The sequence below is a fragment of the Ruegeria sp. CF4 genome (assembly GCF_056537345.1).
This window is the reverse complement of record NZ_JBQFRJ010000016.1, coordinates 1-16722: the sequence shown is the minus strand read 5'-3', so window position 1 is coordinate 16722 and position 16722 is coordinate 1. Positions and strand designations below refer to the sequence as shown.

Here is a 16722-nt window from a genome sequence, read left to right as displayed (position 1 = left end):
CCCCGTTACCGATCCAGCACGATGCCGGCTGTTTCGGTCCAGGACAGCCAGACCTCATCGTCCCAGGTGAGATCCCGTCGGGCGATACGACGATTATTTGCTGTTTGCGCTTTCACCATTGCGCCGTTAGGCAGCTCAACCTTGTAGGTCGAAATATTGCCGAGATATGCAATGTCATGGACCTTGCCCTGAACCACATTGGTGCGGCCATCCGGGCGTTCTTTGCTGATCGCCACTTTCTCGGGTCGGATGGCGAAGGTGCATCGGGCTTCAAGCTCGGGTGCGTGCGGGCATTCAGCGACAAGTGGGGCCTGTCCTTCGGACCAGTGAAGCTCGGTCTTGCCGTCTCCTCGGGGTTTGGCGTTTCCTTCGATCAAGTTCACGTCGCCGATGAAATCCGCCACATAAACCGAATTTGGAGTTTCGTAGATGCGATCTGGTGTTTCGACCTGCACCAGTTCGCCATGGTTCATGACCGCAATGCGACTGGCGACTGTCATTGCTTCTTCCTGATCGTGCGTGACGATCACGAAGGTGGTGCCGGTCTGTTCCTGAATGTCCATCAGTTCGAATTGGGTGTCCTGGCGCAGTTTCTTGTCCAGCGCACCCAGTGGTTCGTCCAGCAAAAGCAGCTTGGGCGCCTTGGCCAACGATCGAGCCAACGCGACCCGCTGTCTCTGACCGCCAGAAATCTGATGTGGTTTTCGTTTTGCAAATTTGCCAAGCTGAACGAGGCTCAGCATCTCCTCAACGCGCGCGGCAATCTGATCCTTTGGCATCTTGTCGCGTTTCAGGCCGAACGCGATGTTATCCCAGACCGAAAGATGTGGGAAAAGGGCGTAGCTTTGGAACATCATGTTCACAGCACGCTTGTTGGGGGGGATGCTGGCCATGTCCTGACCATCAATCGTGATTACACCTTTTGTAGGTGTCTCAAAACCGCCCAGCATCCGCATCAGGGTTGTCTTGCCGCAACCCGAAGGGCCAAGCAATGCAAAGAATTCCTTGCGGTAGATATCCAGTGTGATGTCGTTGATCGCAGTGAATGCGCCGAAGTTCTTGGTCACCGACTTAAACGAAATCAGTGGGGTTTCATCCGCATCTGCCCAAGGTGCAAAGACCGATGCGCTTGCCGGTTGGTTCATATTGAGTCCCTCCTTACGGAAACCGCCCGGCCCAGATTTTGGGTCGGGCGGTCCGGATTGATCACGGGCCCTAGTCAGGTGCCTGATTTGATCTTGGTCCACAAACGGGTCACGACCCGCTGCGTTTTCGCCGGGTAGGGCGTCGTGATGTAGAGGTTCTGCATCGTCGCTTCATCCGGATAGATCGCCGGGTCTCCGATCACGTCCTCTTCCAGGAACTCTTGCGAGGCTTTGTTGCCGTTAGCGTAGTAAACGTAGTTCGAAGCGGCGGCCATGTTGTTGGCGTCCAGGATGAAGTTCAAGAACTTATGCGCAGCTTCCGGGTTCGGCGCATCTGCAGGGATGGCCATCTGGTCGAACCACATCAGCGAGCCTTCGGCGAACGGGTGATATTCGATCTCAACCCCGTTTTCGGCCTCGGCGGCACGGTCACGGGCCTGCAAGACATCACCCGACCAGCCCACGGCGACACAGATATCGCCATTGGCCAGCGCGTTGATGTATTCCGAGCTGTGGAATTTTTGGACATAAGGGCGCACAGCGGTCAGAAGTTCTTCGGATTTGGCGATGACGTCGGTGTCATGGCTATCCGGGTTCTCTCCGATATACTGTAGCGTCATCGGGATGATTTCAGTTGGTGCATCCAGAAAATGAACACCGCACTCGGCCAGTTTCTCCATATTCTCGGGTTTCAGGACCAGATCCATGCTGTTGAGCGCCACATCTTCGCCCAGCACTTCTTTGACCTTGCCCACATTCACGCCAAGCCCAGTGGTTCCCCACATGTAGTTGATCGAGTGAGCATTGTCCGGGTCATAGCCCGAAGTTCGATCCTGAATAACATCCCAAAGATTGCCTGAGTTCGACAATTGCGACTTGTCCAGAGGTTGGAACGCGCCGGCCTGAATCTGGCGTTGCAGGAAGGTGCCGGTTGGCACAACCACATCGTAACCCGAACCGCCAGCCAGCATCTTGGTTTCTAGAACTTCGTTGCTGTCAAATACGTCATAGATCAGATCTATTCCGGTTTCTTCTTCGAATTTGGTCAAAAGCTCTTCGTCTATGTAATCTGACCAGTTGTACACGCGCACTTCACTCGCCCACGCGGTTTGTGCCGCGACTGCCGCAATGACGAACAGCGCACTCGACTTATGCTTTAGCATTCTTTTCTCCCCATCTGTCGGTACTGCGTTGCAATTTTGATCAAAATATGATTCTTTGCAAGCGCCTCGTCAAAATTTGATAATTTTATGATGGTGAACTAGGTTTCGATGCACGAATTGACAGGAGCGAAAAGAGAAGAATGAACCGGTTGACAGGCAGAAAGCCGGAGCACGAAACGATCTACGTTCAGATCAAGGAAATGATCTTGTATGGTGAATTTGTGCCCGGACAGCCGCTTACCATTCATGGTCTTGCCGAGGCGATAGGGGCCGGGGTAACGCCTGTAAGGGAATCGATCCGACGATTGACCGCCGAGGGCGCATTGGTGGCGCAAGAAAACCGTCGGGTGGAAGTTCCGGTCATGAGTGTCCATCGCTTGCAGCAGATCGAATTGGTTCGAATGTCAGTCGAGCCGAACCTTGCGGTTATGGCGGCTGAAAACTTCAAAGAATATCAAATAAGTGAGTTAGAACAGATAGATGCCATGGTTGACCGAGCCATTGAGGCTGGCGACATAAGAAGATATCTCGAGGCAAACTATCAGTTTCATTTCAAGCTGTATTCCGCTGCCGACGCTCAGATTCTGCAGCGAATTGCAGAGTCGCTTTGGCTGCAGATCGGGCCGTCATTGCGTGTCGTTTGCGGTCGCTCCGGGACAGCGAACCTGTTGGACCACCACCGCGAGGCGACTGAAGCGCTGCGAGGAGGAGACCCGGAAAAGGTCAGAACCGCCATTGAGCGAGATATCAGTCAGGGCATGGATTTTGTTCGCCAAACCCTTCCGGCTTAGCGTGATTTAAGTCGCTTGTTTGGGGCTGGTGAAACGTGGTGATTGACTATCACCTCAGATTTGATCAAAACTGTTTGCGTTGAAGAAGGTATCGCTTGTTTAGCGGTGTCGCGGAGGTTTTGATGAAAAATGCGAACAGTGATCACTGGCAGGAGAACCTGTCGGATGAATTCATGGCATACGCACAGGGGCGCAAAATCGATGAGGTCGAATGCATTGTGCCGGACCTTGCAGGGACCTCGCGTGGCAAGGCGATGCCCGCCATCAAGTTCAGGCCGGAAGAGGACCTCGCACTTCCGATCTCGCTCTTTTATCAGACGATTTCGGGTGAGTATGTCGATATGGAAATCGAGAACCAGTGGCTTGAAAAGGATATCGTGCTGTGCCCGGATATGAGCACGGCCTGCTCGGTTCCCTGGTCGGGTGACGATGTGTCGGTTCAGGTCATCTGTGACATGTTCAACCGCGATGGCTCGGCGCTGAGCGTCGCACCGCGCAACGTGTTGAAACGCGTGATGCAGGCGTATCGCGACAAAGGCTGGGCACCGATCATCGCGCCAGAGCTCGAGTTCTATCTTACCAAACCCAATCTCGACCCGAATGAGGAGATCGAGCCACCACTGGGCCGGACTGGCCGTAAAGGTGCGAGCCGTCAGGTTTATTCGATGGCCGCAGTCGATGAATATGGGGCGGTGATCGACACCATTTACGACTATGCCGAACTACAGGGCCTCGAGATTGATACCGTCATTCAGGAAGGCGGCGCGGGGCAGATTGAAATCAATCTGATGCATGGTGATCCAGAGCGTTTGGCCGATCAGGTGTTCTACTTCAAGCGCACGATCAGGGAAGCGGCGCTGAAAAACGGTGTCTTTGCCACTTTCATGGCAAAGCCGATCCGGGACGAACCCGGCAGTGCCATGCATGTCCACCAAAGTGTGATCGACACGACGAGCGGCAGGAATATCTTTTCGAACGAAGATGGCTCTGCCTCGGACCTGTTCCGTTGGTTCATCGGCGGATCGCAACATTATATGATGCAGGTTGTTCCGCTGCTGGCGCCCTATGTCAACTCGTACCGCCGGATTACGGTCGATGGCCAAAGCGCGCCAGCCAACCTGGAGTGGGCGCGCGACAACCGTACGACCGGTCTGCGTATACCGCATTCCAGCCCTGCTGCGCGTCGACTTGAAAACCGGGTCATCGGGATGGACTGCAACCCCTACATCGCCATCGCCACGTCGCTGGCCTGCGGGTATCTGGGGATGATGAACAAGATCGAGCCACGCGCCGAAGCCAAGCAGGAAGTCTGGGAGGCGGAAGAGCCGCTGCCTGCCAGCCTGCGTGAGGCGCTTGACCAGTTCGATGATGCAACCGAAATCCGTTCGGTCCTGGGTGAGGAATTCTGCCAGCTCTATGCAGATATCAAACGCGCTGAAAACGAAGAATACCAGCGCGAAATCTCACCCTGGGAACGGCAGCACCTACTTTTGAACGTTTGATTGGAGACCCTAACATGACGGCATTCGCAAACCATCTGCCCACTGCTGAACTGCAGGCGATGGACGCTGCCCACCACCTGCATCCCTTTACCAAGGGGGATGAGTTGAATGAAAAAGGCGCCCGCGTCATTACCGGTGCAAAAGGTGTCTGGTTGCGCGACAGCGAAGGCGCCGAGATTTTGGACGGCATGGCCGGTCTCTGGTGCGTCAATATCGGTTATGGCCGGGAAGAGTTGGCCGAGGTCGCAGCACGGCAGATGAAAGAGCTGCCTTATTATAACACCTTCTTCCAGACTACACATGTCCCTGCGCTAATGCTGGCTAAGAAGCTGGCTGAGCTGGCACCCGGTGATCTGAACCATGTGTTTTTTGCCAATGGCGGCTCGGACGCCAATGACACCAACATTCGTCTGGTGCGCACTTACTGGGCCGAGAAGGGCCAGCCCGAGCGGGACGTGATCATCTCGCGCTGGAACGCCTATCACGGTTCGACCATTGGTGGCACGTCGTTGGGTGGAATGAAAGGGATGCATGAGCAGGGCAGCCCGCCGATCCCGGGCATCGAGTTCATTGATCAGCCGAACTGGTGGGCTGAAGGTGGTGACGTATCGCCCGAGGAATTCGGCCTCGAACGCGCGCGCCAATTGGAAGCCAAAATCAAAGAGGTTGGGCCGGAAAAAGTCGCGGCCTTTATCGGCGAGCCGATTCAGGGGGCGGGCGGAGTCATCGTGCCACCATCGACGTACTGGCCCGAGATTCAGCGCATCTGTAAGAAATACGATATCCTGCTGATCGTTGATGAGGTGATCTGCGGTTTTGGCCGGACTGGCAATTGGTTTGGCTCACAAACACTGGGCATCAATCCAGACATTATGACAGTAGCTAAGGGGCTCAGCTCGGGCTATGCGCCCATAGGTGCGTCGATAGTGTCGGACGAAATTGCGAAGGTTCTTGACGGGACCGAGTTCAATCATGGCTATACCTATTCTGGCCATCCTGTAGCCTGCGCCGTAGCGTTGGAGAACCTTCGTATTCTGGAAGAGGACGGGATCATCGAACACGTGCGTAACGTAGCCGCCCCTTATCTGAAGGAAAAATGGGAGGCTCTGGCCGATCATCCGCTGGTGGGCGAAACAAAGATCGTTGGAATGATGGCCTCAATTGCGCTGACCCCGGACAAGTCGACCCGTGCTCCGTTTGCGTCGGACGCTGGAACCGTTGGGTATATCTGCCGTGAACGGTGCTTTGCGAACAATGTCATCATGCGTCATGTGGGCGATCGGATGATCATTTCTCCGCCGCTGACCATTACGCTGGATGAAATCGATGTCCTGATCGAACGGGCCCGCAAATCGCTGGACGAATGTCTTGAACAGATCCGCGTGGACGGAATGTTCGAAGCGGCGTGAATGCGAGCCTCCAATGGATCTGCTGACCGCAAATGACCGGTTGGGGGAATACCCCGGCTCATACTATGCCGATGTGGCCGAAACCCTTGACCCGTTACCCCGGGCGCAGGGATCGTTGGAATGCGACGTCTGCGTTGTCGGTGCGGGATTCACGGGCCTTTCAACGGCCTATCATCTGGCGCAACGTGGCTATGACGTGATTGTGCTGGATGCACAGCGTGTCGGTTTTGGCGCATCCGGCCGCAATGGCGGTCAGGTCAGCATGGGGCAGCGCGTCGATCAGGAAGAGCTTGAAGGCATGGTCGGGGACGAGCATGCACGCCAGTTGTGGGATATTGGCGCGCAGGCTGTCGATCTGGTGCGCGAACTAACCAAGAAGGATGAGGTCCGCACCAGTTTCCACGATGGCGTGATCCACACAGTGCACCGGGAACGGTACCACAAGCACAATGTGGAATACGTCGAGCACATGAACACCAAATATGGCTATGACAAAATCCGACTTCTGGACAAGGATGAATGTCGCCATTTGGTGAACTCACCTGCCTATTACGGCGGAACGCTGGATATGGGTGCGGGTCACGTGAACCCGTTTGAGCTTGTGCTGGGTCTGGCGCGGCTGGCCGTCAAAGCAGGTGTGCGGATATTCGAACGGTCGAAAGTCAACAAGGTTCTGGAGGGTGAGCCCGCGGTGGTCAAGACCGAGGAGGCCAGCGTCAAGGCGCGCTATGTGGTTTTGGGTTGTAACGGCTATTTGGGTGAAATGCACAAACATGTGGCGCAACGTGTCATGCCGATCAACAATTTCATCGTGTCCACCGAGCCGATGGACCCGGCAGCGCAGGAAGAGATCATACGTAACAACTATGCGGTCGCTGACAGCAAGTTCGTGATCAATTATTTCCGCTTCTCTGACGACCACCGCCTGCTGTTTGGCGGCACCGAAAGCTATGGTTACCGGTTCCCGTCCGACATCGCCTCGGCGGTGCGAAAGCCGATGACCGAGATATTCCCGCAGCTGAAGGGCGCCCGCATCGATCATGCCTGGGGCGGAACGCTGGGCATTACCATGAACCGGATGCCGCATTACGAACGGATCGGAGGTAATATTCTGACGCTGTCGGGCTTCTCGGGCGCAGGCGTGGCTCTGGGTACGTTGTCGGGTCAGATAGCGGCAGAGACCATTGCGGGTCAGGCAGAGCGTTTCGACATCATGGCCAAAGTTCCGACCAAACCCTTCCCCGGCGGTCCGATGTTTCGCACACCGCTTCTGGTATTGGCGATGCTTTGGTTCAGCCTGCGCGATAAGTTATAGACTTTGTGCTCGACCCGCGTAGACCATGCTTTTGAGAAGCTAACAGATTGGTATGTCGGCGGTGACGATGAAAACAGATAGGCGCATGAAGTGCGGCGCGGCAAAGCGTTCCGATACCCCGATGGCAGCCGTTGGTTGCTTTGCGCAGTCCTGCCTCGCTGCGACCTGCAACATCTGCATCCGACCCGGGTAACGGCGGATGAAGAGACTTTATGAACCCCTGGCCTATGGCGATCGCCCGATCCGTGACCGGTATTGGGACAGCACGGTTGATGCGCCTATGCCTGAGTATCAGGTTCAGGCTGGTGAAACGGTGTGTGAATTCGCAATCATCGGTGGCGGCTATACCGGTCTGTCAGCGGCACTGACTCTGGCCGGGGCAGGGGCGGATGTGGTGTTGCTGGACGCGCAAGGGCCCGGCTGGGGTGCCTCTGGTCGCAATGGCGGGTTGGTCTCGGTCGGCAGTGGCAAGATGGAAGACGATCAGATCGTCAAGAAATACGGCGAAGATGACGCGCGCGTGTTCTTCGATGCCGAACGTGCTTCGGTCGATTTGGTCGAGGAGTATCTGGATCGGTACAATCTGGACGTGGATCGTCATTCCAAGGGTTACACTTACGTCGCCCATCGGCCTGCCGCTGTTGAGGGGCTCAAGCAATACGGGCAACAGTATACGAACCGCTATGGGCTGCCTTATGAGTTCGTTCCAAAGGAAGAGATGGCTGCGCATGGCCTGAACAGTCCTGATTTTCACGGTGCTGTGCATCTGCCGATCGGATTTGCACTTAATCCGATGAAGTTCGTTCTAGGCCTGACCCGGCAGGCCGAAGCTGCCGGAGTGCGCATGTTTTCGCATTCTCCGGTCACAAGGATCGCGCAGGACAACGGCCATGTTCTGCATACGCCCAACGGGATTGTGCGTGCAAAGAAGCTTCTGATCGCAACCAACGGTTATTCCTCAGACGATCTTCCAATGGCATTTGCGGGTCGCTATCTGCCTGTGCAGTCGAACATTCTGGTCACTCGACCCTTGAGTGATGACGAGATCAATGCGCAGGGATGGTGGAGTGCGCAGATGGTCTGTGACACACGCACGCTGCTTCATTATTTCCGTCTGCTTCCGAACAAACGAATGCTGCTTGGCTTACGCGGTTCGGTCCGTGTAACGGAGACCAACATCACCGCGACCGAGGCCAAAGCTCACGCTGATTTCAAGCGGATGTTTCCCGAATGGAGGCATGTGGAAATTGCGTATTTCTGGTCGGGTTTGATCTGTATGACCCGCAATCTCGTGCCCTTCGCCGGCGCGGTTCCCGGGTTGGACAACGCCTGGGCTGCGCTGGGGTATCACGGCGGTGGTGTAACGATGGCTCCTTATGCTGGCGCGCTGATCGCCGATCAGGCTTTGGGCCGCGCAACCCGGCCCCATCCTGATCTGATGAAGCGCCCGATGCGCCGGTTCGAGCTTGGCTCATGGCGGCGCGCCTCGCTGCCGATGGCCTTCACGTGGTACAAGATCAAAGACAACCTTTGATCCCGCCAAGGCGCGCGCAGGATTGCAGAAAGACCCTCGGGACTTCATTCAAAGCCAGTTCAAAGACTAGGCAGGATTCCCCTGCGGTCGTGGCGGAGGCCGATCTTGGCCTCCGTTGGTTGCCGATCTCTTCAGGTTCTGTTGTGGAAGATAAATCCGATGAAGTTTAGCAGCAGCTGCGCAGCCAGGATCTGGGTGCTTTCGGTCGGATCATAGGCTGGGGCAACCTCGACCAGATCGATGCCCACCACATCGCCGCGCTTGGTGAGGCCCTGCACGATTTCCAACACATCGTAGTACTGAAACCCGCCGTGGCTGGGTGTACCGGTTCCCGGCGCGATTGACGGGCAGAAGGCATCGATGTCGATGGTGACATAGTACCGCGCGCCCTCAGGGATACGAGCCAGAACGCCTTCTGTCCCCAGCTTGCGTACCTGCCGCACAGAGAGGATGTCCGAACCGCGCGCGCGCGCATCTTCATACCCTTCCTTCGCGGTCGAAGACACGTTACGGATACCCAATTGGGTCATGCCTGAGACATAGTCTTTCTCGATAGCTCGGCGCATCGGGTTTCCGTGGCCCAAGGTCACGCCTTTACGCTCGTCGACGAAATCCAGATGCGCGTCGATTTGAACGACGTGGATCGGGCCATTCTTGGCGCAATCCTCGGCATACGCATTGATGCAGGGGATGTTGATCGAGTGATCGCCCCCGATCGTTACCGGGATAGCACCTGCATCGAGGATCTTTTTCACCCCGAATTCGATGTTGTCATGGCTTTCTTCGGTCTTGGTATGGATGATGTCTGCGTCGCCTATGTCGACGATGCGCACGTCCTCACCCAGATAGGTGGCGTCATCCTCGTGATCATAGGCTCCAGCATGACCAAAGCTGAACAAGGTCGATGCCTCGCGTACGGCACGCGGGCCAAACCGTGCGCCCGGTCGGAACTGGCATCCGAAGTCGAATGGCGCACCAAGGATTGCGACATCTGCGTCGATCTTGTCCCAATTCTCGACATAAGGTTTCTTGCCGAATGTCGAAATGCCGACAAAAGGTAGATTCAAGCGTCCAGATTCGTAGCCATGACCTGACATGATTTCTCCGTTTCCGAGAGTTTAGTGATGAGCCCGTTCCGGCGGGAACGAGGCGATTTGAGAGGTGGCGGACAGCAAACTGGTCACGATCAGCATGAGGAACACCGAAAATCCCATGGGCCGTAGCGCTCGGCGCGCTGCGGACAAATGGGCAATGCATCCCTCGCGGGGCGATATCGGTTTATCGTGACAATAGATGTAGAGCATGCAGTAGGCCGAGATTAACACTACAATCGACAACTGATGCAAGATACTGGCAATAAACAATCGCGACATCGGCATGTTAGAAACCACGCCGTTGATGGCACTGGTCCTTTCAGCCCAGGTCTTACCCGATCGATGCCCCAGATCACTCCAGCGAGACCCAGAGAACTCTGGCGTCTTCTTCGCTGGTCGAGATGCAGCCGTGGCCCATGCCGCTGTCGTAATAGAGAGAGTCACCTGCTTTCATTTTCAGAGGCCGATAGTGCTCAGAAACGAATGTGAGCTCGCCACTGATCACGTACATGAACTCTTCGCCGCTATGACGGATCCAGGTCTCGAATTCTGACAAATCGCGGGCTTTGATCGTTGCGATGTAGGGCAACATGCGCTTGGTGGTCAGCTCAGGGCAAAGCAATTCGTGCAGATAGGTGGGAGTGTCCTTCATTTCGCCTTCACCTTTTGGGGTGAAATCGCGGCGTCCTGAAATTCCGGTCTGGTTGGTTTGCAGGAACAATTGCGGTGTGCTCATGTCCAACGCCTGCGTCAGCCTGCGAACAATGTCGAAGCTGGGGCGTGTCTGATTGTTTTCGATCTTGGAAAGTGTCGAGCGACCGATTCCTGCAGCCCGTCCTGCTTCTTCCAACGTCCATCCTTTTGCCCGGCGCGCATCCCGGATTGATCGCCCCAGTGCGGCGCCTTCATCCTGTTCCTCCGGACCGGAGGCCTCGTTCGAAGTATCATCTGCCATGAAAATCCCCCTGTTTTTCTTCAGGTTACCTGTTTCCCCGCACTCACACAACTTCACAAAAATGAGATTAATGTTGCCACAAGAGATAAAAATCCACTATAGGAAACAAAATTTCGTACTTGGGATTCGGGATTGCAGGAGGAGACCATGTTTACAAAATCGATCAAAGATGCCGATCCGATCATTGCTGCGTCAATTGCGCGTGAAGGCAAACGTCAGGCAGAGCAGATTGAGCTGATTGCGTCGGAAAACATCGTTTCGCAGGCTGTCATTGACGCGCAAGGCTCTGTTCTGACAAACAAATATGCCGAAGGTTACCCCGGTCGCCGTTATTATGGTGGGTGCGAATATGTGGATGAGGTGGAAAGCGAAGCGATCGATCGCCTCAAGAAACTCTTCGGGTGCGAATACGCTAATGTTCAGCCGCATTCGGGCGCGCAAGCCAACGGCGCGGTGAAGCTGGCGCTGCTTAGCCCCGGAGACACGATCCTTGGCATGTCGCTGGATGCAGGCGGCCACCTGACCCACGGTGCAAAGCCCGCGCAATCCGGCAAGTGGTTTCGTCCGGTACAGTACGGTCTGACCGATGCAGGTCTGATCGACTACAATCAGGTCGCCGAGCTGGCCCGGGCTGAGAAACCCAAGCTGATCATCGCCGGGGCATCGGCCTATTCTCAGAAAATCGATTTTGCCAAATTCCGCGAAATCGCTGATGAGGTCGGGGCGTGGCTGCTGGCCGATATGGCGCATATCGCCGGGTTGGTTGCCACGGGTCTGCACCCCTCGCCGATTGGGCACGCCCATGTGGTTACTTCTACCACGCACAAGACTCTGCGTGGCCCGCGCGGCGGCATCATTCTGACCAATGATGAAGCGCTGGCGAAGAAGATCAATTCGGCAGTTTTCCCCGGCTTGCAAGGCGGCCCTCTGATGCATGTGATCGCGGGCAAGGCAGTTGCCTTTGGCGAGGCTCTGAAGCCGGAATTCAAGGAATACATGCAGCGCGTCGTCGACAGTGCGTCCGCGTTGGCTAACGTGATGATGGCACGTGGTTGCGACATCGTTTCGGGTGGCACCGAGAACCACTTGATGCTGGTTGATCTGCGCCCCATCGGTGTGACGGGCAAGGACGCCGAGGCCGCGTTGGAACGCGCCGGGTTCACCTGCAACAAGAACAGCGTTCCCGGCGATCCTGAGAAGCCGACCATCACCAGTGGTATCCGTCTGGGCACCGCTGCCGGATGCAGCCGCGGCTTTGGACCGGAAGAGTTCAAGCAGATTGGCCACCTGATTGGAGATGTGTTGGACGCACTGGCACAATCCCCAGGCGGAGATGAAGCTGTCGAAAAAGAAACCCGCGAGAAGGTTCACGCCCTCTGTGCAAACCACCCGATCTACTGAAAGAAGACCAGATGACTTACGATCTTATCGTCATCGGCGGCGGCCCGGGCGGCTATGTTGCAGCCATTCGCGCGGCTCAGTTGGGCTTGAAGGTGGCCTGCGTCGAAGGGCGCGGGGCACTGGGTGGAACCTGTCTGAATGTGGGGTGCATCCCCTCCAAAGCGTTGCTGACCTCCTCGGCCAAGTATGCCGAACTTGCACATCTCTCCTCCCACGGTATTGCGGTCGAGGGGGCCAGCATTGATGTACCCGCAATGATGGGCCGCAAAGACAAGATCGTAGGCGATCTGACCAAGGGCATTGCATTTCTGTTCAAGAAAAACGGTGTTGATATGATCGAAGGCTGGGCCAGCATCCCCGCCGCTGGACAGGTCAAGGTCGGAGGTGATGTCCACGAGGCCAAAAATATCCTGATCGCAACCGGATCTGAACCGACCTCGTTGCCGGGAATCCAGATTGACGAGCAGGATATCCTCAGCTCAACCGGCGCTATTGCGCTGGAATCCGTGCCGGAACATCTGGTGGTTATCGGTGCAGGTGTGATTGGCCTTGAACTAGGTCAGGTCTGGGCACGGCTGGGTGCCAAAGTGACCGTTGTGGAGTATCTGGATCGGGTGCTGCCCGGCATCGATGGTGAGATTGCCAAACTGGCGCAGCGCGCCCTGTCCAAACGCGGTTTGAAATTCCAACTGGGCCGCGCGCTGAAATCGGTCGAGAAGTCTGATGCTGGGCTAACCCTGACCGTGGATCGCGTCGGCAAGGACAAGGAAGAAGTGATCGAGGCCGACAAGGTTCTGATCGCTGTCGGGCGTCGCCCTGTCACCCGCGGCCTTGGTCTGGAGGTGCTTGGCGTCGCTGTAAACCAGCGCGGCTTTGTCGAGGTCAATGACACGTTCCAAACGTCCGTTCCCGGCATCTACGCGATCGGCGACTGCGTTCCAGGACCGATGCTGGCCCACAAGGCCGAAGAAGATGGTGTTGCTTGTGTCGAGATGCTGGCAGGGCAGGGCGGTCACGTGGATTACAACACTGTGCCCGGCGTCGTGTACACCGATCCTGAGGTTGCTTCTGTCGGATTGACCGAGGAGGCGCTTAAAGAGGCCGGAGCCGAGTATTTGGTGGGCAAGTTTGCCTTCATGGCCAACTCTCGCGCGCGTTCTACCGGAGAAACCGATGGGGCGGTCAAGGTTTTGGCTGACCCGAACGGCAAAATCCTGGGCGCTCATATCTGCGGTGCACATGGCGGTGATCTGATTGCCGAACTAGTTCTGGCCATGACCAAGGGCGCAACCGTGTCCGAAGTAGCCGCAACCTGTCACGCACATCCGGCCATGGGAGAGGCGGTGAAAGAAGCCTGCCTCGACGCCATGGGCCGCGCGATCCACGCCTAAGGGAGACCAGCCAGATGACCGTCCAGCTTCGCCCCCGCCATCCGGAAAAAGCCAAGAAGGCCGACAGTGTCATCCCGCGTAAGCCCAAGTGGATTCGCAAGAAAAAGGGTGATAGCGCAGAATACTACGAAACCCGCCGCCTGATGCGCGAGCATGATCTGGCAACGGTCTGTGAAGAGGCCGCGTGCCCGAACATCGGTGAGTGCTGGTCCAAACGCCATGCCACGATGATGATCATGGGCGAGATCTGTACGCGTGGTTGTTCCTTCTGCAATGTAGCCACCGGTCGGCCAGATAAGTTGGATGTATTCGAACCGGGCCGAGTTGCTGCCGCCGTCAAGAAGCTGGGTCTTCGCCATGTGGTGATCACGTCAGTTGACCGGGATGATCTGGAAGATGGCGGCGCCGAGCATATCGCGCAAACCATCCGCGCCGTGCGCCATCAAAATCCGGGAACCACAGTCGAAGTTCTGACACCGGATTTTCTGGGAAAAGGATGCGCCTCAGATATTGTATTTGAAGCGGCACCGGATGTCTTCAACCACAATCTGGAAACTGTACCGCATCTCTATCCGACGGTGCGCCCGGGTGCTCGCTATTACACGTCGCTCCGCTTGCTCGACGATGCAAAGCGCACCAATCCCGAGATTTTCACGAAATCGGGCCTGATGGTTGGTTTGGGCGAAAGCTTGAACGACGTGCGGCAAGTCATGGACGACCTGCGTGCTGCCAATGTCGATTTTCTGACCGTCGGCCAGTACCTGCAACCCACCACGAAACATCATCCGATCGACCGGTTCTGGTCACCGGAAGAATTTGCCCAACTGGAACAGATCGCGCGTTCCAAGGGCTTCTTGCACGTGTCGGCGACTCCGCTGACCCGTTCGTCGTTCCACGCGGACGAAGATTTTGTCGCCCTAAAGCAAGCCCGCCAACGGGCTTTGGCGAACTGGGCATAACTCTAACGCATATGGGAGGAAATCCATGGAAGCGTTAAACTCAATCGTAGGGGCCATCAATGGCGTCGTATGGGGGCCGCTGATGTTGGTTCTCATTCTTGGCGTCGGCTTCTTCCTGCAGGTCGGCCTGAAATTCATGCCGATCCTGCGCGTCGGCACAGGTTTCAGCCTGCTGTTCAAAGGCCGTGAAGGTCAGGGCGAAGGGCAAATCAGCCCGTTCAACGCGCTGATGACCTCGCTGTCGGCGACCATCGGTACGGGTAATATCGCCGGTGTGGCCACTGCTGTCTTCCTGGGCGGTCCGGGCGCCTTGTTCTGGATGTGGATGACCGCCCTGGTGGGCATGGCCACCAAATATGCCGAAGCCGTCTGCGCGGTTAAGTATCGCGAAAAGGACGAGCTTGGTAACTATGTCGGCGGCCCGATGTACTACATCAAGAACGGTCTGGGCGCGAAATGGGCCTGGCTGGGCGTTGCTTTCGCTCTGTTCGGCGCGATCGCTGCCTTCGGCATCGGCAACGGCGTACAGGCCAACGGTGTGGCGCAGGTACTGGAAGCCAACTTTGGCCTCAACACCTCGGTCACCGGTGTCGTGCTGATGGTCCTCACCGCAGCCGTGATTCTGGGTGGTATCACCCGCATCGGTGCGGTTGCCGGTAAGCTGGTTCCCTTCATGGCGGTCGCTTATATAATCGCCGGTCTGCTGGTTCTGCTGATTAACATCGGCAATATCGGTTCCGCCCTGTCGCTGGTCTTTACCTACGCCTTCACCCCATCGGCCGCCGAAGGTGGTTTCGCGGGCGCAGCCGTCTGGGCCGCCATCCGCTTCGGTGTGGCACGTGGTGTCTTCTCGAACGAAGCCGGTTTGGGTTCGGCACCGATTGCGCACGCCGCCGCCGAGACCAAAGGTCCGGTAAACCAAGGCCTGATCGCTATGCTGGGTACGTTCATCGACACCATCATCGTCTGCTCGATCACCGGTCTGGCAATCATCGCTTCGGGTGCGTGGACATCGGGTGAATCCGGTGCGGCGCTGACCAGCCACGCGTTCGAACTGTCGCTGCCGGGTATCGGTGGGTATCTGATCGCCATCGCTCTGTCGATCTTTGCCTTCACCACCATCCTGGGCTGGTCGTTCTACGGCGAGAAATGTGTGGAGTTCCTGCTGGGTGTGAAATCCCTGATGCCCTACCGCGTCCTGTGGATCGTCATGATCTACTTCGGCGCAACTGCAGATCTGGGCTTCATCTGGCTGCTGGCGGATACGCTGAACGCCATGATGGCCATTCCGAACCTGATCGCCCTCGCATTGCTGAGCCCAATCGTCTTCAAACTGACGAAAGAGTTCTTCGCCTCGGGCGGCAAATCCGAAGAGCCGGGCGCAACGGCTGCCGAGTAATCTCGGGTCTAAAGAATGCGGAGGGCCATCTCGGCCCTCCGGTTTGAAACCGAATTCCCTATCTCGAGGAGAGACGTGATGGCCACGAAAATCCTGCTGCCTATTGATCATACCGACGACCGTTCGTGGAAGAATGCCCTGCCTCTCGCACTGGAACAGGCGAAATTCTACGGGGCCGAGCTGCACGCGGTTGCCGTCATCCCTGAGATCATCCAGCTGCCGAACCTGCCCGCCAACTATGGTGCTGGCGCAAAAGAGCACGTGCGCAATGCGGTTCAGGCCATTCTGGATCATGGCGATGCCTCTGACGTAACAATCCAAGTCGAAGAAGGCAGCGTATACCGCGAAATCCTGAAGCTCGCCTACAAGGACGGCTTTGACCTGATCGTCATGGCGTCGACCAAAGGTGATTTCCCGAACTATGAGATTGGCCCGAACCTCGCCCGTGTCGTGCGCAACGCGCATTGCACCGTTACGGTCGTTCGTGACCAGTCCCGCTGATTGAAAGGCGCTAGTTATGACAGAGATTAAGCGCACTCCTTTGTACTCGTTGCATGTTGAGTTGGGAGGTAAGTTGGTTGATTTTGCTGGTTGGGAGATGCCTGTTCAGTATCCCTTGGGGATAATGGGTGAGCATAAGCAGTGTCGTGAGAAGGCGGCGTTG

14 protein-coding genes and 1 pseudogene are annotated in these 16722 nt (G+C 56.6%); 11 read left to right on the top strand and 4 right to left on the bottom strand.

All coding sequences use genetic code 11. The features are described 5' to 3' along the window. Positions 1-5: 5 nt before the first annotated feature. The gene (locus tag ACR0NF_RS20680) at positions 6-1145 is read right to left on the bottom strand and encodes an ABC transporter ATP-binding protein (protein ID WP_480778869.1); all 1140 of its coding nucleotides are present in this window, start codon (positions 1143-1145) and stop codon (positions 6-8) included. 74 nt (positions 1146-1219) lie between these two features. Further along, positions 1220-2308, bottom strand: coding sequence for a polyamine ABC transporter substrate-binding protein (locus tag ACR0NF_RS20675; RefSeq protein WP_480472032.1), 1089 nt, complete (start codon positions 2306-2308; stop codon positions 1220-1222). 140 nt (positions 2309-2448) lie between these two features. On the opposite strand from ACR0NF_RS20675, the gene ACR0NF_RS20670 reads away from it, so the two are divergent. From ACR0NF_RS20670 to ACR0NF_RS20650, 5 genes are all read left to right on the top strand, one after another. After that, entirely contained in the window at positions 2449-3099 is a 651-nt protein-coding gene (locus ACR0NF_RS20670) for a GntR family transcriptional regulator (RefSeq protein WP_480472031.1), read from the top strand. A 122-nt stretch (positions 3100-3221) separates the two neighbouring features. Next, entirely contained in the window at positions 3222-4601 is a 1380-nt protein-coding gene (locus tag ACR0NF_RS20665; RefSeq protein WP_480472030.1) for a glutamine synthetase family protein, read from the top strand. Positions 4602-4615: 14 nt separating this feature from the next. Next, a complete protein-coding gene (locus tag ACR0NF_RS20660) occupies positions 4616-6010 on the top strand; it encodes an aspartate aminotransferase family protein (RefSeq protein WP_480472029.1) in 1395 nt (464 codons plus the stop codon). A 13-nt stretch (positions 6011-6023) separates the two neighbouring features. After that, positions 6024-7325 carry an NAD(P)/FAD-dependent oxidoreductase gene (locus ACR0NF_RS20655; RefSeq protein WP_480472028.1) on the top strand — a complete coding sequence of 434 codons (1302 nt, stop codon included), beginning with the start codon at positions 6024-6026 and terminating at the stop codon, positions 7323-7325. A 199-nt stretch (positions 7326-7524) separates the two neighbouring features. Further along, entirely contained in the window at positions 7525-8859 is a 1335-nt protein-coding gene (locus tag ACR0NF_RS20650) for an NAD(P)/FAD-dependent oxidoreductase (protein WP_480778868.1), read from the top strand. Positions 8860-8990: 131 nt separating this feature from the next. Here ACR0NF_RS20650 and speB read toward each other — a convergent pair whose 3' ends face one another. Beyond that, complete coding sequence (gene speB / locus ACR0NF_RS20645) at positions 8991-9956, bottom strand: agmatinase (protein WP_480778867.1); 966 nt, start codon at positions 9954-9956, stop codon at positions 8991-8993. A 349-nt stretch (positions 9957-10305) separates the two neighbouring features. Next, entirely contained in the window at positions 10306-10908 is a 603-nt protein-coding gene (locus ACR0NF_RS20640) for a helix-turn-helix domain-containing protein (RefSeq protein WP_480472025.1), read from the bottom strand. 147 nt (positions 10909-11055) lie between these two features. Here ACR0NF_RS20640 and glyA point away from each other — a divergent pair, with 147 nt between their 5' ends. The 6 genes and pseudogenes from glyA to gcvT all read left to right on the top strand — a co-directional run. Beyond that, positions 11056-12309 (top strand): serine hydroxymethyltransferase, encoded by a 1254-nt coding sequence (gene glyA, locus ACR0NF_RS20635; RefSeq protein WP_480778866.1) that lies wholly within the window; start codon positions 11056-11058, stop codon positions 12307-12309. A gap of 11 nt (positions 12310-12320) precedes the next feature. Continuing rightward, positions 12321-13700, top strand: coding sequence for a dihydrolipoyl dehydrogenase (gene lpdA / locus ACR0NF_RS20630; RefSeq protein WP_480778865.1), 1380 nt, complete (start codon positions 12321-12323; stop codon positions 13698-13700). Between the two features lie 14 nt (positions 13701-13714). Then, complete coding sequence (gene lipA / locus ACR0NF_RS20625) at positions 13715-14659, top strand: lipoyl synthase (RefSeq protein ID WP_480472022.1); 945 nt, start codon at positions 13715-13717, stop codon at positions 14657-14659. 25 nt (positions 14660-14684) lie between these two features. Next, entirely contained in the window at positions 14685-16058 is a 1374-nt protein-coding gene (locus ACR0NF_RS20620; protein WP_480472021.1) for an alanine/glycine:cation symporter family protein, read from the top strand. Positions 16059-16136: 78 nt separating this feature from the next. After that, the gene (locus ACR0NF_RS20615) at positions 16137-16559 is read left to right on the top strand and encodes a universal stress protein (RefSeq protein ID WP_480472020.1); all 423 of its coding nucleotides are present in this window, start codon (positions 16137-16139) and stop codon (positions 16557-16559) included. Positions 16560-16575: 16 nt separating this feature from the next. Next, positions 16576-16722 (top strand): annotated as a pseudogene (gene gcvT, locus ACR0NF_RS20610) (glycine cleavage system aminomethyltransferase GcvT); the annotation flags it as partial.